Raw genomic sequence first — 21,061 nt, 5'->3', positions numbered from 1 at the left:
CAAATGACAATGGATGCAAATAAGATGCTGCTTGATCAGCTTAATAAATGGCACGAAGACTATACGCCTGAACTGCGGATGGTTCGCAAGCCTTTTCATACGCCGGGTTATCACAGTACGTTAAAAGATGTAGCGTTTACTCACCCCACCTTGGCAGCGTGTGTTTATGCGCTGGGAATGCTGGACAGCCGTCAGCCTCATCATATCGAAAGAGCAGAAGGCATACTAGAACAGGTAATCAGCCTGCAGGATCAGAATCCGGAGCATGCTACCTTCGGCATCTGGTCTTGGTTCTACGAAGAGCCGCTGGAGAGGATGGCTCCGCCAGACTGGAATTGGGCGGACTTCTGCGGAAAGCGGCTGGTGCTGGCCGAGCAGAGGCATTCCGATATCCTGAGCCCGGGTCTGCGCGAACAAATGAGGCATGCGCTTTATTGTGCATGCGACGCCATTATCAAGCGAAATGTCGGTCCTAGCTATACGAACATTGCCATAATGGGCGCCTTCGTTACGTTGCTTACAGGCGAGGTCTATGGCGAAGAAAAGTACTTGAATTATGGCTTGGAGCGGTTACGTCTTTTCAGCGAGTACACGAAACAGCTGGGAACGTTCCAGGAGTATAACAGTCCGACATATACGATCGTGGCGATACAGGAATTGTCGAGCATTCATACAGCGACCCGAGTTGCGGAAGCGAAACAGCTCAGCTCGGAAATGCTGGATGTGGCATGGGGGATGGTGGCCGAGCATTTCCATGTCCCCAGCAAGCAATGGTCAGGCCCGCACAGCCGTGCCTATCATACGATGATGACGCCGGAAGTTTTATCCTTCTTGCAGATTGCCAGCCGAGGTGAGTTGGACTTCATGCCAGTCGATCAACTGACATACAATCTGGATTGGTATGGCAATGATATTGGATGTCCTGAGAAGTACATACCGGCGTTCAAACGAACAGAGACAGCGGAACATGTACAAACAATTAGCAAAGACGAGGCTGGCGACATTGTTAACCAAGCAACTACGTATATGGAAGGGCCGGTTAGTGTGGGAACCTTCAGCAAAGATGTGATGTGGAATCAGCGCCGCAATTTGCTAGCTTATGTACGCAACGGTGATGCATCTACCTATATTCATTTGCGCCTGCTGAACGAAGGTTATGACTATTCTTCCGGTATCTATTCCAGTGTTCAAAAGGGGAAGGATGTGTTGTTCGGCATCGGATTTTGCACAAATGGCGGCAATACGCACATTGGGCTCGATCCCATTGATGGTGCCATCGAATCAGCGGACCTAAGAGTTCGCTTTGAGATTGGAGGAAGCCTGCATGAGGTTAGGGCAGAAGCTGTCTCGCGAGAAGCCGAAGCAGCTACAGTACACGTAGCAGAGCAGACGCTGCAGGTGAAAAGAATATTCGCAGCCTTTGACGGGGAACAGCCAAGCTGGGAGCTCAGGCAGGAACAGGATAAACTGTTCCTTGACTATGTTATCTACGCCGGCGAGCGGAAGAGATTTGCTTTTGATCGTATGCAGGAAGCGCTGCTTCTGTTTGCATGGCGTTTGGGCGAACAAGGAGAAGAGCTCGACACTTCGGCTTCCGTCTTAGAAGCGAACGCAGAGGTTCGGGCGGTATTCCGTACCCCTAACCGCTCGCCGCTTCAATTGACCTTACCGCTTAAACCTGCTGAGAAGATGAAAATGCTGCGGCCTCGTCCCTAACATTAAGAGAATGGAGTGATCACAGATGGCTAAAGGATCTACGATTCGTAACGAGTTCCATCCGTTTGTCGATGCCTACACGGGCCGATCTATGACTCGTTTGACAGCCCCGGAGCAGGTAAATCATCATCCTTATTTTTATTATAAAATGATTACAAACGACAATCGCTATCTCATTTACGCTAGTGAGCGAGAGGGATTCCGTCAGCTTTACAAGATGGATCTGAACGATGGATCGGCTCTGCAATTAACGGAAGGACCCGATATTCACGATTTCAGCTGCAGTCTGACGAGTGACGATAACTACTTGATCTATTGCCGAGATCAGCGGATTATGCGATTGGATATGACGACGCTGAAGGAAGACGTTCTCTATACATCACCTGCAGGCTGGAAATCCAATGCGAATCCCGGCCTCAGCTCAGATGACAAGTATCTCGTTCTGGTCGAAATTAATGAAAAGGATGTTGTACCGGGCAAAGGGGACTGGTCCAACTTCGAGCCACAATGGGCAGCGAAGCCGCACTGCCGAATCATCTACCTGGATATCGAACAGCGAACCAGCCATATCGCGCATGAGGAGCTGGACTGCTGGCTGGGGCATCCGCAAATTCGTCCCAATGACCCATCAACCATTTTATTTTGTCATGAAGGTCCTGGGCATTTGATTGATGCCAGACTCTGGCTAGTCCAAAAGGACGGGACGCTGCTGCGCTGTGCGAAGGAACAGACGCATGATGAGCTCATCACACATGAATATTGGCTTGCCGATGGCTCTAGATTCGCTTATGTGTACAGACATAAAGATGATCTCTATCACGAAAGTATCCGTTTCATGGACTCGGAGACATTAGAGGAAGAAATCTGGATGAATTGCTCTAAGTATTGCCACTTTATTTCGAATGCCAATCATACGATGATCGTCGGGGACGGGCAGCTGCCCGAGCAGCACTTCATCTATTTAGTGGATGTAGAACGGAGGCAAGAAGAGCGTTTATGCTCCCATGGAACTAGCTGGAAGTCATACGGTAACACACAGGATGCTCATCCGCATCCGGCTTTTTCTCCAGATGGCACATTTATCATCTTTACCTCTGATATGGAGGGCGTTCCTTGTATGTATAAAGTGGATTTGTGACAATGTTCGAGGCAGCCGGCTAGTTGCATCGGCTGCCTCAAATATATTTGACATTAGTTTGATGTCAAACTATAATACAGATATGAAACCAAGAGACGCTGTATCAATTATTTCCAGAATCAGAGAAAAGACCAATCGGTTTATCATAGCCGAGATGGCGAAATATGGGGTCGACGATATTGCCATTTCACATGGGGATATTATCTTTGCTCTATTTAAGATGCCTAGATTGACTATGGCGGAGATTGCCAAGAAAATTGATAAAGATAAGTCTACAGTGACTGCACTCGTAGATAAATTGGTCCGTCTAGGATACGTGACAAAGGAAAGGGACACCGTAGATTCAAGGGTCGTCTATGTTGCCTTAACGCCAAAAGGGGAGGAACTGAAACCGATATTTGAAACCATCTCAGAAAAAATGTTAGATGTATTTTACATGGACATTACGGATAAAGAAAAGGAAGAATTACTGAGAATTCTAACGAAAATTTATAACAATTTTTAAATTTTTTTAGACTAATAGTTTGATGTCAAACTATATAACGAGGTGAAACTTATCATGAAAGATTATACAAAAGATTTGCCAGATCATCGTGTGAAATATATCGGAGAAAATGATCTATTTATAGAAATTTTCGAGGGAGAGGAGCTACCGAAGGAAGCCTCCCAAAAACCTCCGCTTTTATTTGTACACGGTGCCTACACGGGCAGTTGGATGTGGAGCAAATACATCCCACACTTTATAAACAAGGGATGGAATTGCTATGTTATGAATTTGAGAGGTCACTACAAAAGTAGAGTGCTCGATTTGACAAATGTAACATTCGAAGATTATTTGGAGGATATGAAAGAGGTTTTGGCCGAGTGTGAGGCTCCACCGATACTCATAGGATTTAGCATGGGAGGAATTTTGAGCCAGAAGCTGGCTGAAACCAACGAACTTGCAGGCTTAGTGGTGATCGATACAAGCATAAGTAAGGAAGTTTATGAAGCTGTACCCTACAAAGAAATAGCTAGAAGGACAACAGGAGTATTAATGCCCGCACCATCCCGAGAAGAGAATTCCAGTATAGATGAATCAATGGATGACATTAATTTTCAGAGAAAGTATATAACTGTGGAGTCATTAAAAGCATTTAACGATTTTTATTTCTCTTTGGGGGCAAGCGGTGGGATATCGATAGACAGCAGTTTGATGGTTAATCCAGCCTTGGTTATTAAAGCAATTAATCGTGAAGAGGATGACCGGCGGGGAAAGGCGACAGCGGAGCATCTCCATGCAGAGTATACAGGACTTTGGGATACGACTCACACCGGATTGCTTGTTGGGCAAAGATATATGGAGGTAGTAGATCGGATCATGTTATGGTTACAAGGGATGTATGACTAAGGACATTGAATAGATAAGAAAATATTACTATTGCTTCTCGGTATACATTGGAGTAAATTGATAAAATACGCTTAATTCTTTAGATTAAAGAAGCGGGGGAACCAAGTTTCCTGGGGTGAGTACACAAAGTGAAGTGTTAGGGTTAACTTTCAACCCGAATCCGTCAGCTAACTTCGTCAGCGTAGAAAGAAATGGATAGAAACATTCAATGGAACATTGTGATTTGAGGTTCTATTCCCTCGCTTCCTTTTTCTCTTCTAGAGAAAATAGGAGGAACTAGACATGCTGCTTATGAAAGTAACCAAAGAATGGAAGAATCTTTTTCCATGGAAGAGAGCCAACGATTCCGTACAGCGCCAACATGAGATTCTTCATTTGAAACAGCGGTTGGAGACGTACGACATTCAATTTCCGAATTTGGCTTACCGGCCATCAGACGTCGAAACACAGACGTTAATGGAAATTAGTAAAACGGTCGCTCAAAATAATGAGCTGCTTAACCAACTGAGTTCAGAAAAGGAATTAGCGGTTGAACAATCGCTAGCCCATCTCGTCGGAACCACTCTCCAAATTTTACTGGATCACCTTAACTTTATCGTAGCCATGGCGCATATTTTCAGTGGTCCGTATCCTTGCCTCAGAGCGTACATCAGCCATACGAATTAACGATTTTCAACAATAGAGAAGGAGCTTGCCTGACGGCAGCTCCTTTTTCGTTTATTTTCGCGCATAGATACGGCCAAAAAAGCACTTGATAAGCTCCGCAACTTGCTGACTTTGCTCTTCCAGAACAAAATGTCCCCCGCATAAAAAGTGAGTTTCCACACATGTTAATAGTTCTCCGAAAGCAAGAGCTCCTTGCACCGTAAAAATAAAATCATTTTTGCCCCAGGTTATAAGCGTAGGAGGTTGATAAGTTCGCAAGTATTGCTGCCAAACAGGGTATTGTTCGACGTTGGTCCGATAATCGTAGCCCAATTCCAACTGAATTTGGCTATTACCGGGTCGATCCAAAAATAACTGGTCCATTAGGTAACCATCGGGACTAATTCGATAGGGATGACACACGCCCGTTACATACTGCATTTTTGTAAAATGAAAGGTTGCAAGCTGGGCAAAGGCCGCTTCAGTTGCAGGATTTCGATCCGCCCAAAGTGCTTTGAAAAGATCGAACGGTTTCCCTAATCCGTCTTCACTAACCACAGCATTCTGAATAACGAATCCTAGAATACGATGCGGATTCCGTACAGCCAGTCTGAAGCCGATAGGACCTCCATAATCATGGGTGTACAAAATATAGTGAGAAATACAGAGATTATCTATAAGCTTTTCAATCATAAGTGATAGATTCTCAAAGGTGTACGCAAATTCTTCAACGGAAGGCATACTGCTATTTCCGTACCCTAGATAGTCAGGAGCAATGACATGAAATCGGTCTGTGAGTTGAGGAATCAAATCCCTGAACATATGGGATGAGCTTGGAAAACCATGAAGAAGGATGATGGTTGGGTTGTACGGACTACCGGCTTGGCGAAAAAATAACTCCCAGCCGTCGATCTTCATTTTTTTATAATGAATCATCATTTCAACGTCCTCTCCAGCGAAGCGCATATTATTCCCTAACAAAAATATGTGAATAAAAGTTATTTAAGTACTTAGGAGCTAGATGACGTGGTACAATTTAACTTAAGTTATGCGAATTAGTTGTCATCTTCATTAAACTGGTATTCATCCATTGGAAAGGGAGAGATCAGCCATGAAACAAGAACTGCTAAATGAGCAATCGAGAAATCAAGCGTCCAGCACGCCAATTATTACCGAACTAAAAGTAATTCCAGTTGCAGGGCACGATAGTATGCTCTTCAATCTAAGTGGAGCGCATGCTCCATTCTTTACACGTAACATCGTTATCCTCAAAGACAGTGCAGGTCATACGGGCGTTGGTGAAGTACCGGGCGGCGAGAATATTCGTAAAACGCTTGAAGACACAAGCCCACTGGTTATCGGTCAATCGATCGGCCAATACAATAACATTCTTACTAAAGTTCGCAAGCAATTCGCTGATCGGGATCTGGGAGGACGCGGTTTGCAGACTTTTGATCTACGCATCACAATACACGCCGTTTCGGCGTTGGAAGCGGCATTACTTGATCTCTTAGGTAAATTCTTGGATGTACCGGTTGCAGCATTGCTAGGAGAAGGTCAACAGCGCGATAAAGTAGAAATGTTAGGCTACTTGTTCTATGTGGGGGACCGAAATCGGACAAACCTTCCGTATCAGGGCGCTGAAAATGCTCCGAATGACTGGTTTCGACTGCGTCACGAGGAAGCGCTTACACCTGAAGCCGTGGTGAAACTTGCCGAAGCGGCGTATCAACGATATGGCTTTAACGATTTTAAGTTAAAAGGTGGCGTCCTGCGCGGTGAGGAGGAGATTGAAGCGGTCACTGCGCTGGCGGAACGTTTCCCTCAAGCCAGAATTACACTTGACCCTAACGGGGCATGGTCTTTAGCTGAGGCGATTCACCTATGCCGTGATCAGCATCACATATTGGCTTATGCGGAAGACCCATGCGGTGCAGAAAACGGTTATTCAGGCCGTGAGATCATGGCCGAGTTCCGGCGTGAGACAGGCCTTCCAACGGCAACGAACATGATCGCTACCGATTGGCGCCAGATGGGCCATACGATTCAGCTGCAATCTGTCGACATTCCGTTAGCTGATCCACATTTCTGGACGATGCAGGGCTCTGTTAGAGTAGCTCAGATGTGTCAGGAATGGGGGCTTACATGGGGATCTCACTCGAACAACCATTTTGATATATCGCTTGCGATGTTTACCCATGTGGCAGCCGCAGCGCCGGGGAAAATTACGGCCATTGATACACACTGGATTTGGCAGGATGGACAGCAGTTAACCAAGGAGCCGTTTCAGATTGTTGGGGGCATGGTGGATGTTCCGAGCAAGCCGGGTCTGGGAGTAGAAATTGACATGGAAGCCATTGAAAAGGCGCATCAGCTATACAACCAAGAGGGCTTGGGAGCGCGTGATGATGCGCTGGCCATGCAATTTTATATTCCCAATTGGAAATTTGACCACAAACGACCTTGCCTTTTGAGATAGATAATAGATAGCCGCTGTTTCCTGAATAGAGGAAACAGCGGCTATTTTTGCCTATGTTCAGTGAAAATAAAATAGAAAACTCCAATTTCATTTAGTTTTTGCTGACAGCAGTGGGCTCCATCTTATCATTGTAAGCGACGGCGTACCAAGGTTCTGCCGCTGATTCCACATTCACTTGAATGTCTATATCCCAGGGAGCCTCATAACTGACGCCAAGAAGCTGATTGCCTTGGTAAATGGCGATAGCAAATGGGGGTTCACCCCGTTCGTTCTCAAGCTTAGGATAAACAAGAACAGTTTGTTTGCCAGTAGGAAGAGATTGATCGGTAACAGGCGTATAGCGATATTGTATGGGGTCAACGCCTGTCTGAACCTTACCTAGGAACCAATCGGATTGGATGAGCCGTTGATATAAGCCGTCCATGAAGGGGTTCTCCCCGATATCATACACATAAGGCCCATTCGTTCGAATCGCTTGAGCTCGACTGAAGTTAAAGTAGGTAATCGCTTTTACCTGCGGAAACAATCGCGGCAGTAAACCGTACATATAGCCCAGTTGTCCTTCAGCCCAGCTCCAGTACGTTTGGTTCGTAGGCAGGTAGGTGTGAGCAATAGCGCCCTCTGAAATCATAATGGGCTTATGACGATAGCGCTCGTAGAGAGGTGTGAAGGTATCAATTACGGTTCCTTTTAGCTGCTCTTTATCTGCTGAATAGGGTGTGTTATACAAAGAGAAACCAACCCAGTCTACGTAAGAGTCCCCTGGATAGTAGTCATCAATCGTATTCGACGGCGAGAAATTAGGGGACCAAACCATCGCAACATTAGGCGCTTCTTCGGCCATAATGTCATGAACAAGGCGGAATTTCTCAATATACTGCTGGGGACTTCCATGCCATGGCACCCATGCGCCATTCATCTCCGAAGCATAACGCAAGAAAATGGGAATGCCGGAAGCCTTGGCTTCCCGGGCAAAACGGCGAATGTATTCGTCATCCAGCACGTCGTCTAAACCAAAGCGCGGCTCCCAACCGATCTGGAGTGCGCCGCCAAGCTCTTTGACTCTTTCCGCTGTTCGCGCGGGGAAATAGGTATTCGTATCGGTCTGTACCTTCCGCCAACCGACATAAGCCAAATAAAGGGCGTGTTTTCGCCCGTACACATCTTCAATCTTCGTAACATCGTACCCGACTCTGCGATCTGCCCCTAACATACCTATATAAGTCCCTGAAGCTGGCTCATGTTTTGCAAGATTGGTAGATTCCGTTGTCATAGGAACGCGGAGATAAAGCTCCATATTCACTGAAGGACTTTGGATGCTAGACCAATCATAAGTTAATGGCGATATCGAAGGAAGACCTGCTGAGTATGCTATGATCCGATTTTGATAGACTGAAGCGGCTTCCGAATAACCGGATTGTGCGGATTTCTTCTCTTGGTTCTTCCAATAGGTTAAAATATCCGGCTGTTTGGACTTGGGAGTAGAAGAGGAATTGGGAGGAGTCAGTGCGACAGCAGATTCTGATCGACTTTGTTCGAGACCATCCAATTTACTTTCTATGACTACCAAAGTAATCACGATGCAACTCACTAGACTTAGGGCTCCTAATGTCCAGATAACCTTTTTAAACATGTGATAAGTTCCTCTCGTAAGGAAGATAGAAGCCTCCGTGGAATCAGTAAGTTAATTGTATGCCCAAAGCTGGGAGACGGTCAATGGAGTGGTCATTTCAGCTGCCGTTGTACAAATAATTCGTAAGGTTTACCTACTAATGGGCTGTTCCGAAAGTTGCGAGAACCTGGGGGCAGCTTCTTTGCCTTTACAATTACTTATATTGCTGCTAACACAGCAATAATATTTCTAAGTTAAATTAAGTGTGTGGGAACGGTCTCACATACAGGAATGAGGTCGCATCATGGAGCATACGATTAAGGAAATTGCCCTGCGCGCCGGTGTATCCAAATCCACTGTGTCTCGCGTGATATCTGGCAAGGGCTATACCAGCTTGGAAGTACGCAATAAAGTGCTGCAGCTGATTGAAGAACTGCAATATAAGCCTAATGCCGTAGCAAGGGCAATGGTTTCACAAAGAACACATAACATTGGCGTTCTGATTTATCGCCGGCATCATCCGATTGCATCTCATCCATTTTATGGGAAAATTCTAGATGCTATTTTAATGACAGCTGCAAGCCTGAATTATTCCGTTTTCGTTACGACAGATCATGAAATGTCGCTGCGTTCGGCCGATTTTATGATGGAAAAAAGGGTGGACGGGCTAATCCTTATTAGCCGTTTGCAGCAAAATGTCATTGATTACATCGCAAACTTCGGAGTTCCCTATGTCATGGTCAATGGCTCCACGGATGTCGATGGTGTCATGCACATTGTGAATCAAGACGAGGAAGGCGGCCGAATGGTTGCTGAACATCTCGCAGATCAGGGTCATCGTCACATCTTCGTGATCGCTGGACCACAAACGCATCGCAGTCACAATTTGAGGCTGAAAGGCTTCAAAAATCATTTGAAAGAATTGGGGATTACGTTCCCGTCAAGCTCGATCTTACAGGCATCGACGTCCACGTTTGGCGAGGGGTATGAGCTCATGCGCGCCCATTGGGAGCAGTTTCGCTCAGGCGGATATACATCGTTATTTGCCACCAACGACATGATCGCGCTTGGCGCGATGAAGTTTATGCTGGAACAGTCGGTACGCATTCCCGAACAAGTAGCGGTTGTCGGCTTCGATGATATCGACTTTGCCGCAATGTTTACACCCTCTTTGACAACGATCAGGGTCAATACGGAAGAGATGGGGATTCAGGCCTTCAGTTTGCTCGACAAGCTTATCCGCCAGGAAGCACACATTGAGCATCCCAAGCAGCTAGTGCCCAAACTCATTGTCCGTCAATCGACTCAAACATTTTCCATTGAAAGGAGTGGTTAGTCCGCATGCGTTGGTATTTAAAAGCATTAGGCCCACGTAAAATCGTAGAATTTCTCATTCTTGTTGTGTTTGTCATTTTTTTCTTGGGCCCGCTGCTCAATCTCGCTATTCTGGCTTTTACCGGCAAATGGACCTACCCCGATATCTTGCCGCATGAGTGGTCACTGAAGTGGTGGACGTTTGTGTTCCAGCAAGAAGATATAGCAAAATCGATCGGTTTGTCTTTTGTCATCGCAACAATCGTAACGGCACTTTCCATTGTGCTTTGCATTCCGGCAGCTTATGCGTTTGCACGCATACGATTTCCACTTAGCAAGTTTTTCTTGTTCTCGTTTCTTCTGACACATGCTTTTCCAAAAATGGGACTTTACGTTTCGATTGCTGTGCTTTTCTTCAAACTCGGACTGATGAACACGTTAATAGGCGTTGTTTTGATCCATATGATTAACGTACTCATGTTCATGACATGGATTCCAACGGCTGCTTTCCGCAATGTGCATATGGCACAAGAGGAATCAGCCAGGGATGTGGGAGCGAGCCCGTTCCGCGTGTTCCGCAGTATTACACTTCCTATGGCTATGCCGGGAATTATCGTAGCTTCTATCTTTACATTCTTGAATTCGCTGGACGAAGCTCAGGGCACGTTCCTTGTGGGTATCCCAAACTATAAAACGATGCCGATTGTCATGTACTCGATTATTAGCGATTATCCGGCCTATGCAGGAGCTGTATTTTCCATTATTTTGACAGCGCCGACGATTATTCTCTTGCTGGCTGCACAGCGCTTTGTGAGCGCGGATATTATGTCCAGCGGCTTCCAACTCAAATGACGACAGATCCATTTATCAAATAGAAGGGGGCACACATGGACATTCAGCTTTCAGTTCAACAATTGACGAAACGCTATAAAACAGGAGAAGGCGTAACCGGAATTTCCCTTGATGTTCGTAAAGGGGAGTTAATTACTTTGCTTGGCCCTTCAGGCTGTGGTAAAACAACTGTTCTTCGCAGCATCGGAGGATTTCTCGATCCCGATTCCGGCGACATTCTTATTGAGGGTAAAAGTGTGCTTCAAGCGCCTCCTGAGAAACGTCCGACATCCATGGTTTTTCAAGGTTACAATTTATGGCCGCATATGACGGTGTATGACAACCTCGCATTCGGTCTTAAAATACGCAAGATCAAAAAGGCGGAAATCGATAAAGCCGTAAATGAAGTGCTGCAGTTGGTTCGCTTGCCTGGAGCCGAGAAGAAATATCCGGGCGAACTTTCCGGTGGACAACAGCAGCGTATCGCGGTTGCAAGATCACTGCTTCTGAAGCCGGCTGTTCTTTTGCTCGATGAGCCCTTCTCCGCGCTGGACGCTAAGCTTCGCCACGAGATGAGGGAAGAGCTAAGGGAAATTCAGTCCAAAACAGGCCTTACGATGGTATTCGTCACTCATGATCAGGAAGAAGCGTTATCGATTTCGGATCGTATTGTCGTTATGAATCAAGGGAACATCGAGCAAATCGCTTCACCACAAGAAATTTACGATGAACCAAGTACTTTGTTCGTTTCTCAATTTATCGGCAAAATGAACTTTTTGAAAGGGGTGATCGCTGCCGAACGCGTGACCGTCGGGCATCTAAGTTTTCCAAATTCAAAAAATCTGTCCGGGCATGTACATCTTGCCGTTCGACCTGAAGATGTGATCATAGAAAGTGAAGAAGGACACGGCCTTTCGGGTGTGATTAAACAAGTGATGGTGCTTGGGCATTATGCCGAAGTATCCATTGATTTACCTCAGTACGGAACAATCCGGGCGTTTCAACCAAGGGATTCTGTCAAGGATCTCCATACAGGACAACATGTAAAAGCAAACTTTGCCAAAATCATTGCATTTTCCGAAAATTAAACCCAAATCCAAGGAGGCATTTCCATGTTACGCAAGAAATCCGCGATTACGCTAGTCACTTTAATGACCGCTACGGCAGCTTTCATCTCCGGGTGTGGTAATTCTGCGACAAATGCAGGTTCATCTGCTGCTCCAAGCAACGCTCCAGTTAAAGCAACGGCAGATAGCAAAAAACCTGTTGAGTTTACCTTCTATTTTACGGGATCGCAAAATGTTAAAGATCTATGGGATACGTTAATCCCTATGTTTGAGAAACAAAATGCAGATGTGAAGGTAAAACCGGTGTACATTCCTTCAGGTACTGGCGCACAACCAACGTATGACCGTATTCTTGCTGCCAAACAAGCGAATAAAGGATCCGGCGATATCGATTTGTACGAAGATGGCTTGTCTAATGTCACTCGGGGACAAAAAGATGATCTGTGGGATTCCTTAGCAGTTGACAAAATTAAAAATCTAGCTGCTGTCGATGAAAAAACACTGAAAGATATCTCCAATCTCGCTATTCCTTATCGTTCATCTGCCGTTGTATTGGCTTATAACAGCGATAAAGTAGCTACACCACCAAAAACTTTGGATGAATTGTACGATTGGATCAAGAAAAATCCGTCCAAATTCGCTTATAACGATCCATCTACAGGTGGGGCCGGTAACTCTTTTGTAGCGACTGCCCTGTATAAGTTCTTGCCGGAGGAAGCGATTCATAATTCCGATCCAAGCGTTGAAAAAGGTTGGGATCAAGGTTTTGCTCTGCTCAAAGAACTTGGGAAAACCGTGTATGGCAAAGGGATTTATCCGAAGAAAAACCAAGGGACTCTAGATTTGTTGACAAGCGGTGAAGTCGATATGATTCCAGCTTGGTCCGACATGGTACTTGAGCAAGTCGCGAAAGGGCAGCTTCCGAAATCAACGAAAATGACGCAATTGACGCCAGGTTTTAATGGAGGACCAACATACTTAATGGTGCCTAAGCTGTCAGAGAAGAAAGATGCTGTCTACAAATTCCTAGATTTCGTTCTTTCACCTGAGGCACAAGGCGTAGTTGTTGATAAAATGCATGGCTTCCCAGGTATCAAGCTTTCTAACATGTCCAAAGAAATTCAAGATTCATTCAAAGGTGCGTCCGAAGGATTCCGCTCATTCAATATCGGCGAACTGGATAAAGATATGACGAAGCGTTGGCAAAGTGAAGTTGCTGCGCAATGAGTAAACAAATGAAAATGGGGATATTCGGATTACTTCTGGTTATCCCCTCTTTTTTATTACTTTTCGTCACTGTCGTCATTCCTATTATCATTTCCTTTAAGGAAAGCTTGACGAATAAATCGGGCGGCTATGATTTATCCAATTACACGTATTTATTCACAGATAAGCTGATGCGCTCCAACATTATTTTTACCTTGGAAGTAACGGTTGTTTCCGTAATTCTCGTGTTGATTATCAGCTATGCATTAGCTGCTTATATGAGATTTAATACAGGTACGATGGTAAAATGGATACGTAAATTGTATATGATTCCAATCTTTATCCCATCTGTTATCGCGACCTACGGTTTAATCCAATTGCTTGGCAATCATGGATGGGTTTCACGCCTGCTGCTTCTGGTTAACGGTGGAGAGATGCCACGTATTATTTTCGACATGAAGGGGATTATTATCGCGAATTTATGGTTTAACATTCCTTTTACGACGATGCTGCTTGGTTCAGCTTTATCCGCAGTTCCTAATTCGATTATTGAAAGCGCGAAGGACGTAGGGGCACGTAAATTGCAAATCTTCGTTCGTTTCATTTTGCCGCTGACGTATAAAACATTGCTAGTGGCCGTTACTTTTGTGTTTATGGGCGTGATCGGTTCGTTTACGGCACCATTTCTCATTGGGCCCAATGCTCCGCAAATGTTAGGGGTTTCGATGGAACAGGTTTTCGGTGTGTTCCAGGAGAAACAATTAGCTGCGGCGATTGCTTTCTTTACGTTCCTGCTTTGTTCGGTAATGGGGTACTTTTATATTCGTAGTATGATTACAGAGGAACGTGCTAGGGCTAGATGATTCAACGCAAATGAAGATTAACTGGAGACAATGCACATGGATGATCAGAAACTCATCGCGCGGTTCAGAAATCTAACACGCAGCACGAAATGGGTGCTAAAAAACCAAATAGAACTGCAGTTCAACAATCACCACTCTCAAGGGATGGTTCGAATCGGCGATTTCTTTTATATGTCATCGGTTGAACTTATTGAATGGCCAATCAGATATGACCAGTCTAATCAGGGTTATGATCGTACGCCTGGCAAAGGAATTGGCCATTTATTTGTCTTCGATGGTCAAGGAAGGCTCGTGAAGAAGACACCATTAGGTGAGGGTGACATGTATCATCCAGGTGGTATTGATTTTGATGGTACGCATATTTGGGTTCCTGTCGCAGAATATCGGCCTCACAGCCAATCTATCGTTTACAAAATTGATCCTCTTACTTTAAAAGCAGAAGAATCGTTCCGAGTTCAAGATCATATCGGAGGATTGGTCCGTGAGGGTCAGAATGGTAAGCTAATCGGCAACTGCTGGGGCTCACGCAGATTCTATGAATGGGATTCAAGTGGGCGGCAGCTACTGGACAAAGAAAATACGAGCCATTTTATCGACTATCAAGATGGGCATTATGTAGGTGATGGTAAAATGATTGTGAGCGGTATCTCTGAGCTAGTTAATCCTGCTAGCAAATCCAAGCCTTACGAGTTGGGTGGATTAGCACTAATAGATTTGTTTACATTAGAAACCATTCACGAAATACCTATTACTGAATTTTCCCCACAAGGTCACGTAATTACCCGTAATCCTGTGTTCTTAGAGATATCTGGTGAAACGATAAGACTTTATGCCGTTCCAGATGATAATCATGGATCATTGCTGATATATGAAGCGGCTATATAAAAAGATCGATGTGAAGAAGCACTCATTAGAGTGCTTTTTTCATTTATCAATAGGATTCGCCATGTGGATTGCACTTATACAATGGTACGAGCAGGTATCTGTAATCGAGATATTCAGTATCACGATTCTATATTATGCAGGATGTCTTCAATCATAGTATGATGAGTGGGCGGTTGAATATCTGAGGAAGAGAGGAGTTGAAACTCTATCTACTAAAAGGTAGAACGCGATGAGTAATCATAAGAATACCGCAGAGATTATTTTAGATACAGCCCAGTACATTGTGCAAGAAGTTGGGTTTAACGGATTCAGCTATGCACATATTGCGGAAAAAGTAGGGATACGGACAGCTAGCATTCATTACCATTTTCCAAACAAAGAGGATTTAGGAGAAGCGCTGATCACTCGCTATCACAAACATTCGATGTCAGCCATTGCTCAAATCGATATCGAAACCCAGAACAATTTAGAAAAATTGCGCAAATTCATCTTGATCTTTGATGGCCCAGTTCAGGATTACTGTACGTGTTTGAGTGTCATGCTTTCTACGGAACTAGCTACTTTATCAGCTAAAGTACGAGACAGGTTAGCACAGTTTTTCACAACAAACCTAACATGGCTAGAGCGTGTATTGGATCAGGGGCGTCGGGAAGGGCATATTAACTTTGAAGGTGCCGCGGATGTACAGGCCCACAAATTTTTGGCTTCCCTTCAGGGAGCACAGTTACTTGCAAGAAGTTTTCGCGATAAAAACAGGTTTGAAGTGATCGCCGAAGGATTAATTGCGAGCCTAACGTAAAGAGAAAAACGAGTGTTTTTTTAATGCATATCTACCTTTTAATAGGTAAATGGAATGAACGAAACTAGTTACTAGGAGGCGTAAAGGATGATATATGAGCTGAGGATTTATGATGTTAATCCTGGCAAGATGCAGGTTATTTTAGATAGATTCAGGGATCATGTTATTCAATTATTTAACAAACATCAGATGAAAATAACGCTTTTTTGGGAAGATTTCGATGAATCAAATAACCGGCTCTATTATATTGTTGAACATGCCTCCATGGAGGATCGTAACCTGAACTATGATAGATTCCGCAACGACCCGGAGTGGATTGAAGTAAAACGACTTTCAGAACTTGATGGACCGCTGGTTAAAAAGCAAGAAAGCATCTTTATGAAAGATGTCCCCTTTTTCGAAAACAAATAAAAATCCAATGATCGAATAGGAGCAAATACAATGAAAATTTTAGTTATCGTAACTCACCCGAACATCGAAGCATCCAATTGGAACAAATCATGGGTAAATGAATTGAAAAAGCATGACGATATCACGATTCATGAATTACACAAAGAGTACCCAGACGAAAATATCGATGTAGCTAGAGAGCAGCAATTGGTCGAGGCACACGATCGGATTATTTTCCAATACCCGCTATTTTGGTACAGCACACCGCCATTACTGAAAAAATGGTTTGATAATGTCCTGCTTTACAACTGGGCTTATGGACCTGAAGCAACTAAAACAGTCGGTAAAGAATTTGGCTTTGCGATTTCCGCATATGGCACGGAAGAGTCTTATCAAGCAACCGGGTCCAACCGTTTTACAATCGAACAAATTTTGACACCTATGCAGGCGCTCACTCGCTTTATTAGTGGCACCTATCTACCTCACTTTGTACTAAACGATACTTCCGACGTGACGGATGAAAGATTAGCACAAAGCAGCAAAGACTTCGTAAACCATATTAAAACTGTGAGACCAGCTGAGGTGTTGACGAAATGAGTGATTTGCTGATTGACGTGTATATGGATACTAGTTGCCCATGGTGCCGTATGGGAACGACTAGTCTGTTAACCGCTCTAAAGCAATTGCCTGAAGATAAAAAGGCAACGGTCCGTTGGAATGCCTTTCAGATCAACCCAGGTATTCGTCCTGAGGGAGAAGATTATCGCCAGGTGATGATAGGGCGGTTAGGCGGAGTTCCTCAATTCGAAGCAAGGAAGCAGCAATATCACGAAAACGGGAATCGTTTCGGTCTTAAATATAATATGGATCTTGTCAAATATACGCCTAATACAACGTTATCTCATCAGTTAATCTCGATGGCGCCTGATCACTTAAAAGTGCAATTGATTGAGAAAATATATACGGCCTATTTTGAAGAGGGCGTAAATATCGGCGATGCGGATGAACTTGCGAAAATAGGAGCTTCTGTCGGCGTCGGTGAAGCCGCGGATCTCAAAGAGCGACTTAATCAGGGTGAAGAACTGGATAAAGTAGAACTTGGACAGCGGACAGCTCAGAAACTCGGTGTCAGAGGCGTACCTTTCTTTGTGATTAATGAAGAATTCAGCTTATCCGGGCTGCAATCACCTGCAGAGTTTGTAAAATTGTTTGAACAAATGTAAGCCCGCTTGATCGATGAACATCTAGAACATCATAAAGGAGAATAACCAATGACGATACAAGGCAAAGTAGTAGTAATTACTGGCGGAAGCAGCGGTCTCGGGAAAGCGATGGCGATCGAGATGGTGAATCAGGGAGCGAAAGTCGTCATCAATGGGCGCCGCGAAGAGGCATTGGCTGAGGTTGCGAAAGAAATCGATCCCACAGGAAAAAGCGTGCGGTTCGTCGCTGGTAATATCGCCGATCCTAAGGTTGCGCAGCGCTTAATCGAAGAAGGGTTAACTCACTTCGGACGCATTGATACGCTGGTTAATAATGCTGGTATTTTCATGTCTAAACCATTTACGGAGTATACAGAAGAAGATTTTGCAACGTATTTATCCACGAATGTGGTTGGTTTCTTCCACGTTACCCAGCGTGCAGTGACGCAGATGCTGAAACAAGGTTCAGGACACATCGTGAATATTACGACAAGTCTGGTTGATCAGCCGTCGGTAAAAGTGCCTTCCGTGCTTGCTTCATTGACAAAAGGCGGTCTGAAGTCAGCTACCAAATCATTGGCAATTGAGTATGCAGCAAGTGGTATTCGCGTAAATGCTGTTTCTCCGGGGGTCATCAAAACACCAATGCACGCTGTTGAGACACATGAAGCTCTTGCCGGTTTACATCCAGTTGGACGTATGGGTGAGTCTAAAGACATCGTGGACGCTGTTTTATACCTGGATTCTGCTAACTTTGTTACAGGTGAAATCCTTTATGTTGATGGTGGGCAAAACGCAGGAACTATGTAAATCTAGCAAATCAACCAATCTACTAGCAAATTAGATCCATCTAATTTTAATAGAAATGGGGAGAATATCGATGCCAATCGTAAATATCCAAGTGACCCGCGAGGGCACCACGCCGGATCGTCAATCCGTTACCGCTGAAGAGAAAGCCGCGATTATTAAAGGGGTCAGTGAGGTTCTGCTCAATGTTTTGAACAAACCATTAGAATCTACTTTTGTGGTTATAGAAGAAGTTGACACTGATAATTGGGGTTGGGGTGGACTGCCTGCCTTGGAATATCGCAAGAAACTTGCAGAGAAGTTGAAGTAATCGAAGGTTGTATTACATTGTCTAGTCATGCAATAAATACGCAACAAAGCCAAGTCGGTAAAGACTTTTGGAGTTTTCCAAGAAGTATAATGCCGTTACTTTAGGTCCATTAGATCAATTTATTAAATAATATATCACGCCAAAAGGAAGACATCGCCAAGGAACATGGCGGTGTTTTTTCTTTACAATAAATCTATTCCTCTTTTACACCAGGTGAACAAATGAAAGCTAAGATATAGAAGTACACCTGAGATATTGAAGGAGGATTATGGAGTGAATATCAATACCTACGCATGGGAAAATTTGATGTCTCATAATACGATGAAAAATGAACAAGTCATGAAACCGGAGAAAATAAAAGTAGAAAATGAAACTAGCTTTTTCACCAAATTGCTGCCTTTAAGTTTTATCCGTTAATGCTGTGAAATTCAAATTTGTCACTTACATAATCCCGGAAGATTAACTTCGGGGATTTTTTGGTTTCTCTATTCGCTTATTCTTAGTGATACGCGCTCGCGGAGTAGGACTTTTTATCGCAAAGGAAGGTGTAGCATGTAGAATGACGAATAGATAACCAACATACAAAGTTAGGTGGTGTGAGATCATGAAAGTTCTTGTTACCGGTGCCGCGGGCAATGGTGGTCAAGCAGTATGCAGAGCATTAGTTCAAGCAGGCTACACGGTTAGGATGGCAGACATTATGCCTCCCCAGGCAGACGATTTGAGGGAACTCGAGTTTGTAAGGTGCGACACAAGAAGCCCTGGTGATGTGCGTTCTACGGTACATGGAATGGATGCTGTCGTTCATTTGGCAGCCTGGCATTGCGCGCATAATCCGCCAGTAAGTGATGAAACTATTTTTGCAGTGAACGTGGATGGAACCTTTCATGTGATGGAAGCATGCAAGCAAGCTGGAATTCAAGCTATCGTCTATGCTTCTTCAATGGCTTATGGCTGGGGATCAGTCTACGGGGTTAGTAAAGTTATTGGCGAAGATTTGTGTAAGACTTATCATCAAATGACGGGTGCCTCAATAGCGATGCTGCGTTATCATGAGTTTATTCCTCGCCCCTATCTAGAGTTCGGTGCTCGTTTGCTTCGCAATGGTGTGGATAGAAGGGATGTGGCTGAAGCTACAGTTGCTTCTGTGAAGACCGTTTTGGAAAAAAAAGTCGGGCTATTTCGGACAATTGTACATACGAATCATGGTATGCCCGTGGATGTTATTCAAGATTTTAAGAATAAGGGTCCTACGTGGTGCGAGACACAAGTTCCAGGCGCCATTCAACTGCTGAACAAATACGAGATCGAATTGCCAGATCAAGTGGAACAACATGACCTATCTATGGCAGAAGAAATATTGGGTTGGAAACCTAGATATAACTTCCTTGAGTTTCTAAAAGACTTGAAAGCGCGAGATGAGAAGTGCCTCGATGTAACTAATCTGAAGGTGCCTTCTGAGATTCCTGCAATGTGATACCCGCCAGAAGCCAGAAAAAGACCGGGACCTTATGCAGCAAGAGGTCCCGGTCTTTCATTTAACCGATCACAGTGTCAATAAACTTTTCTAACGAAGCAACATCCGTCAAATTCTTATTACATTCTTGACCATTCATACATAAATAGTTACCGACCGCTTTATAATAATCAGGCGTAGTATAAGCCGGCCTTTTCTTGGAGATTGCCGTAAAAAGAGCAAGTTCTTCATATCTATTACATAAAAAACAAAAGCCTTTTTTGTTAGTCGGGGTATATTTCCCCTCTACACCAACGAATTGCCCATTCAAATGATAGACAATGAACAGTTTATTCGTGGCTATATCGATCCAACTAAGATAGGTGACATACCGGTAGTCGATCGCTGACAAATCAGGCAGCTTAAGCTTTTTGTTCTTGGGGAACAGCTTCAGAATCTGCTTTGCGCTAATTGGCGGAAATTCCATCAAATGAGGCTCTAACGCTTTGAGATGTTTTTGAAAATCGTCCGCTGCTTGCAGCTTGAAAATGGCTTCCAGCATTTGTTTCTGGTTGTCTGTAGCGTCTGGGAATAGTTCAGAAATCTTCGATTCTGAGCTATACCGAACGGATTCCAATACTTTCGAATCTGCGTTCGTTTTCAGCGCATGCTCCAGAATCCCGGCTTGTTTTTTAATAAAATTGAATTGATGGTTTCTAATGAATGGTTCACACATATGGAACAGCCCCTTATTTTATAATCGTAAAATGAATAAGGTGCAAAGCCAAATCGTGGAACCGATCTATGCTGAATTAGGCGATGTTGTTACTGCTCAATTCTCGCCCATGCAAAGTATCGCCTCCGAAACAGGCTTTGCATGAGGCTGTGCCAATCTGGCAATCGGTTATTGCCATCGATACCAACTCCTTATACTTGCGATAACATCTATTA

Annotated in this window: 23 protein-coding genes and 1 riboswitch; of the genes, 20 read left to right on the top strand and 3 right to left on the bottom strand. The window is 44.3% G+C overall.

Annotated elements, in window-relative coordinates:
- Positions 1 to 3 precede the first annotated feature (3 nt).
- From RQP52_RS08910 to RQP52_RS08890, 5 genes are all read left to right on the top strand, one after another.
- Positions 4 to 1,716, top strand: coding sequence for a hypothetical protein (locus RQP52_RS08910; protein ID WP_315950918.1), 1,713 nt, complete (start codon positions 4 to 6; stop codon positions 1,714 to 1,716).
- A gap of 25 nt (positions 1,717 to 1,741) precedes the next feature.
- A complete protein-coding gene (locus RQP52_RS08905; RefSeq protein WP_315950917.1) occupies positions 1,742 to 2,854 on the top strand; it encodes an oligogalacturonate lyase family protein in 1,113 nt (370 codons plus the stop codon).
- Positions 2,855 to 2,915: 61 nt separating this feature from the next.
- Positions 2,916 to 3,359: a MarR family winged helix-turn-helix transcriptional regulator gene (locus tag RQP52_RS08900; RefSeq protein ID WP_315950916.1), complete on the top strand. Its 444-nt coding sequence runs from the start codon at positions 2,916 to 2,918 to the stop codon at positions 3,357 to 3,359.
- Between the two features lie 54 nt (positions 3,360 to 3,413).
- Positions 3,414 to 4,244: an alpha/beta hydrolase gene (locus RQP52_RS08895; RefSeq protein ID WP_315950915.1), complete on the top strand. Its 831-nt coding sequence runs from the start codon at positions 3,414 to 3,416 to the stop codon at positions 4,242 to 4,244.
- A gap of 58 nt (positions 4,245 to 4,302) precedes the next feature.
- Positions 4,303 to 4,440, top strand: a riboswitch (cyclic di-AMP (ydaO/yuaA leader).
- Between the two features lie 86 nt (positions 4,441 to 4,526).
- Positions 4,527 to 4,910, top strand: a complete 384-nt coding sequence (locus RQP52_RS08890) for a hypothetical protein (protein ID WP_315950914.1) — start codon at positions 4,527 to 4,529, stop codon at positions 4,908 to 4,910.
- 51 nt (positions 4,911 to 4,961) lie between these two features.
- On the opposite strand, the gene RQP52_RS08885 is transcribed toward RQP52_RS08890, so the two are convergent.
- Positions 4,962 to 5,825: an alpha/beta fold hydrolase gene (locus tag RQP52_RS08885; protein WP_315950912.1), complete on the bottom strand. Its 864-nt coding sequence runs from the start codon at positions 5,823 to 5,825 to the stop codon at positions 4,962 to 4,964.
- Positions 5,826 to 6,000: 175 nt separating this feature from the next.
- Between RQP52_RS08885 and gudD the strand changes: the two genes are divergently transcribed.
- Positions 6,001 to 7,368, top strand: a complete 1,368-nt coding sequence (gudD, locus tag RQP52_RS08880; protein ID WP_315950910.1) for a glucarate dehydratase — start codon at positions 6,001 to 6,003, stop codon at positions 7,366 to 7,368.
- Between the two features lie 91 nt (positions 7,369 to 7,459).
- Here gudD and RQP52_RS08875 read toward each other — a convergent pair whose 3' ends face one another.
- Entirely contained in the window at positions 7,460 to 8,959 is a 1,500-nt protein-coding gene (locus RQP52_RS08875) for a glycoside hydrolase family 26 protein (RefSeq protein ID WP_315950908.1), read from the bottom strand.
- Positions 8,960 to 9,284: 325 nt separating this feature from the next.
- Between RQP52_RS08875 and RQP52_RS08870 the strand changes: the two genes are divergently transcribed.
- From RQP52_RS08870 to RQP52_RS08805, 14 genes are all read left to right on the top strand, one after another.
- The gene (locus RQP52_RS08870; RefSeq protein WP_315950906.1) at positions 9,285 to 10,316 is read left to right on the top strand and encodes a LacI family DNA-binding transcriptional regulator; all 1,032 of its coding nucleotides are present in this window, start codon (positions 9,285 to 9,287) and stop codon (positions 10,314 to 10,316) included.
- Positions 10,317 to 10,321: 5 nt separating this feature from the next.
- The gene (locus RQP52_RS08865) at positions 10,322 to 11,146 is read left to right on the top strand and encodes an ABC transporter permease (RefSeq protein WP_315950904.1); all 825 of its coding nucleotides are present in this window, start codon (positions 10,322 to 10,324) and stop codon (positions 11,144 to 11,146) included.
- Positions 11,147 to 11,181: 35 nt separating this feature from the next.
- A complete protein-coding gene (locus RQP52_RS08860) occupies positions 11,182 to 12,213 on the top strand; it encodes an ABC transporter ATP-binding protein (RefSeq protein WP_315950902.1) in 1,032 nt (343 codons plus the stop codon).
- Positions 12,214 to 12,237: 24 nt separating this feature from the next.
- Positions 12,238 to 13,419, top strand: coding sequence for an extracellular solute-binding protein (locus tag RQP52_RS08855; RefSeq protein WP_315950900.1), 1,182 nt, complete (start codon positions 12,238 to 12,240; stop codon positions 13,417 to 13,419).
- The gene (locus RQP52_RS08850; RefSeq protein ID WP_315950899.1) at positions 13,416 to 14,261 is read left to right on the top strand and encodes an ABC transporter permease; all 846 of its coding nucleotides are present in this window, start codon (positions 13,416 to 13,418) and stop codon (positions 14,259 to 14,261) included. The genes RQP52_RS08855 and RQP52_RS08850 overlap by 4 nt, the downstream gene beginning before the upstream one ends.
- A gap of 36 nt (positions 14,262 to 14,297) precedes the next feature.
- A complete protein-coding gene (locus tag RQP52_RS08845) occupies positions 14,298 to 15,146 on the top strand; it encodes a DUF6454 family protein (protein ID WP_315950897.1) in 849 nt (282 codons plus the stop codon).
- Positions 15,147 to 15,375: 229 nt separating this feature from the next.
- The gene (locus RQP52_RS08840) at positions 15,376 to 15,945 is read left to right on the top strand and encodes a TetR/AcrR family transcriptional regulator (RefSeq protein ID WP_315950895.1); all 570 of its coding nucleotides are present in this window, start codon (positions 15,376 to 15,378) and stop codon (positions 15,943 to 15,945) included.
- Positions 15,946 to 16,032: 87 nt separating this feature from the next.
- Complete coding sequence (locus RQP52_RS08835; RefSeq protein WP_315950893.1) at positions 16,033 to 16,356, top strand: NIPSNAP family protein; 324 nt, start codon at positions 16,033 to 16,035, stop codon at positions 16,354 to 16,356.
- Positions 16,357 to 16,386: 30 nt separating this feature from the next.
- Entirely contained in the window at positions 16,387 to 16,932 is a 546-nt protein-coding gene (locus tag RQP52_RS08830; protein WP_315950891.1) for an NAD(P)H-dependent oxidoreductase, read from the top strand.
- Positions 16,929 to 17,558, top strand: coding sequence for a DsbA family oxidoreductase (locus tag RQP52_RS08825; RefSeq protein ID WP_315950889.1), 630 nt, complete (start codon positions 16,929 to 16,931; stop codon positions 17,556 to 17,558). Before RQP52_RS08830 ends, RQP52_RS08825 begins: the two co-directional genes overlap by 4 nt.
- A gap of 48 nt (positions 17,559 to 17,606) precedes the next feature.
- Positions 17,607 to 18,347: an SDR family NAD(P)-dependent oxidoreductase gene (locus tag RQP52_RS08820; protein WP_315950887.1), complete on the top strand. Its 741-nt coding sequence runs from the start codon at positions 17,607 to 17,609 to the stop codon at positions 18,345 to 18,347.
- A 70-nt stretch (positions 18,348 to 18,417) separates the two neighbouring features.
- A complete protein-coding gene (locus tag RQP52_RS08815; protein WP_127450801.1) occupies positions 18,418 to 18,654 on the top strand; it encodes a tautomerase family protein in 237 nt (78 codons plus the stop codon).
- Positions 18,655 to 18,927: 273 nt separating this feature from the next.
- The gene (locus RQP52_RS08810) at positions 18,928 to 19,071 is read left to right on the top strand and encodes a hypothetical protein (protein ID WP_157320977.1); all 144 of its coding nucleotides are present in this window, start codon (positions 18,928 to 18,930) and stop codon (positions 19,069 to 19,071) included.
- Positions 19,072 to 19,258: 187 nt separating this feature from the next.
- Positions 19,259 to 20,131, top strand: coding sequence for an NAD-dependent epimerase/dehydratase family protein (locus RQP52_RS08805; RefSeq protein ID WP_315950884.1), 873 nt, complete (start codon positions 19,259 to 19,261; stop codon positions 20,129 to 20,131).
- 61 nt (positions 20,132 to 20,192) lie between these two features.
- On the opposite strand, the gene RQP52_RS08800 is transcribed toward RQP52_RS08805, so the two are convergent.
- Positions 20,193 to 20,846 carry a FusB/FusC family EF-G-binding protein gene (locus RQP52_RS08800; RefSeq protein WP_315950882.1) on the bottom strand — a complete coding sequence of 218 codons (654 nt, stop codon included), beginning with the start codon at positions 20,844 to 20,846 and terminating at the stop codon, positions 20,193 to 20,195.
- Between the last annotated feature and the right edge of the window lie 215 nt (positions 20,847 to 21,061).

The sequence above is a fragment of the Paenibacillus violae genome, from assembly GCF_032461945.1.
In the GTDB taxonomy this organism is placed as follows: domain Bacteria; phylum Bacillota; class Bacilli; order Paenibacillales; family NBRC-103111; genus Paenibacillus_E; species Paenibacillus_E violae.
Note: the sequence above shows the minus strand (reverse complement) of the source record. Positions and strands in the feature narration are given on the sequence as shown.

Bases quoted from the DNA above. Each gene is read 5' to 3' on its own strand.
- RQP52_RS08910 (WP_315950918.1), top strand. From the start codon at position 4: ATGACAATGGATGCAAATAAGATGCTGCTTGATCAGCTTAATAAATGG.
- RQP52_RS08905 (WP_315950917.1), top strand. From the start codon at position 1,742: ATGGCTAAAGGATCTACGATTCGTAACGAGTTCCATCCGTTTGTCGAT.
- RQP52_RS08900 (WP_315950916.1), top strand. From the start codon at position 2,916: ATGTCAAACTATAATACAGATATGAAACCAAGAGACGCTGTATCAATT.
- RQP52_RS08895 (WP_315950915.1), top strand. From the start codon at position 3,414: ATGAAAGATTATACAAAAGATTTGCCAGATCATCGTGTGAAATATATC.
- RQP52_RS08890 (WP_315950914.1), top strand. From the start codon at position 4,527: ATGCTGCTTATGAAAGTAACCAAAGAATGGAAGAATCTTTTTCCATGG.
- RQP52_RS08885 (WP_315950912.1), bottom strand. From the start codon at position 5,825: ATGATTCATTATAAAAAAATGAAGATCGACGGCTGGGAGTTATTTTTT.
- gudD (WP_315950910.1), top strand. From the start codon at position 6,001: ATGAAACAAGAACTGCTAAATGAGCAATCGAGAAATCAAGCGTCCAGC.
- RQP52_RS08870 (WP_315950906.1), top strand. From the start codon at position 9,285: ATGGAGCATACGATTAAGGAAATTGCCCTGCGCGCCGGTGTATCCAAA.
- RQP52_RS08865 (WP_315950904.1), top strand. From the start codon at position 10,322: ATGCGTTGGTATTTAAAAGCATTAGGCCCACGTAAAATCGTAGAATTT.
- RQP52_RS08860 (WP_315950902.1), top strand. From the start codon at position 11,182: ATGGACATTCAGCTTTCAGTTCAACAATTGACGAAACGCTATAAAACA.
- RQP52_RS08855 (WP_315950900.1), top strand. From the start codon at position 12,238: ATGTTACGCAAGAAATCCGCGATTACGCTAGTCACTTTAATGACCGCT.
- RQP52_RS08850 (WP_315950899.1), top strand. From the start codon at position 13,416: ATGAGTAAACAAATGAAAATGGGGATATTCGGATTACTTCTGGTTATC.
- RQP52_RS08845 (WP_315950897.1), top strand. From the start codon at position 14,298: ATGGATGATCAGAAACTCATCGCGCGGTTCAGAAATCTAACACGCAGC.
- RQP52_RS08840 (WP_315950895.1), top strand. From the start codon at position 15,376: ATGAGTAATCATAAGAATACCGCAGAGATTATTTTAGATACAGCCCAG.
- RQP52_RS08835 (WP_315950893.1), top strand. From the start codon at position 16,033: ATGATATATGAGCTGAGGATTTATGATGTTAATCCTGGCAAGATGCAG.
- RQP52_RS08830 (WP_315950891.1), top strand. From the start codon at position 16,387: ATGAAAATTTTAGTTATCGTAACTCACCCGAACATCGAAGCATCCAAT.
- RQP52_RS08825 (WP_315950889.1), top strand. From the start codon at position 16,929: ATGAGTGATTTGCTGATTGACGTGTATATGGATACTAGTTGCCCATGG.
- RQP52_RS08820 (WP_315950887.1), top strand. From the start codon at position 17,607: ATGACGATACAAGGCAAAGTAGTAGTAATTACTGGCGGAAGCAGCGGT.
- RQP52_RS08815 (WP_127450801.1), top strand. From the start codon at position 18,418: ATGCCAATCGTAAATATCCAAGTGACCCGCGAGGGCACCACGCCGGAT.
- RQP52_RS08805 (WP_315950884.1), top strand. From the start codon at position 19,259: ATGAAAGTTCTTGTTACCGGTGCCGCGGGCAATGGTGGTCAAGCAGTA.
- RQP52_RS08800 (WP_315950882.1), bottom strand. From the start codon at position 20,846: ATGTGTGAACCATTCATTAGAAACCATCAATTCAATTTTATTAAAAAA.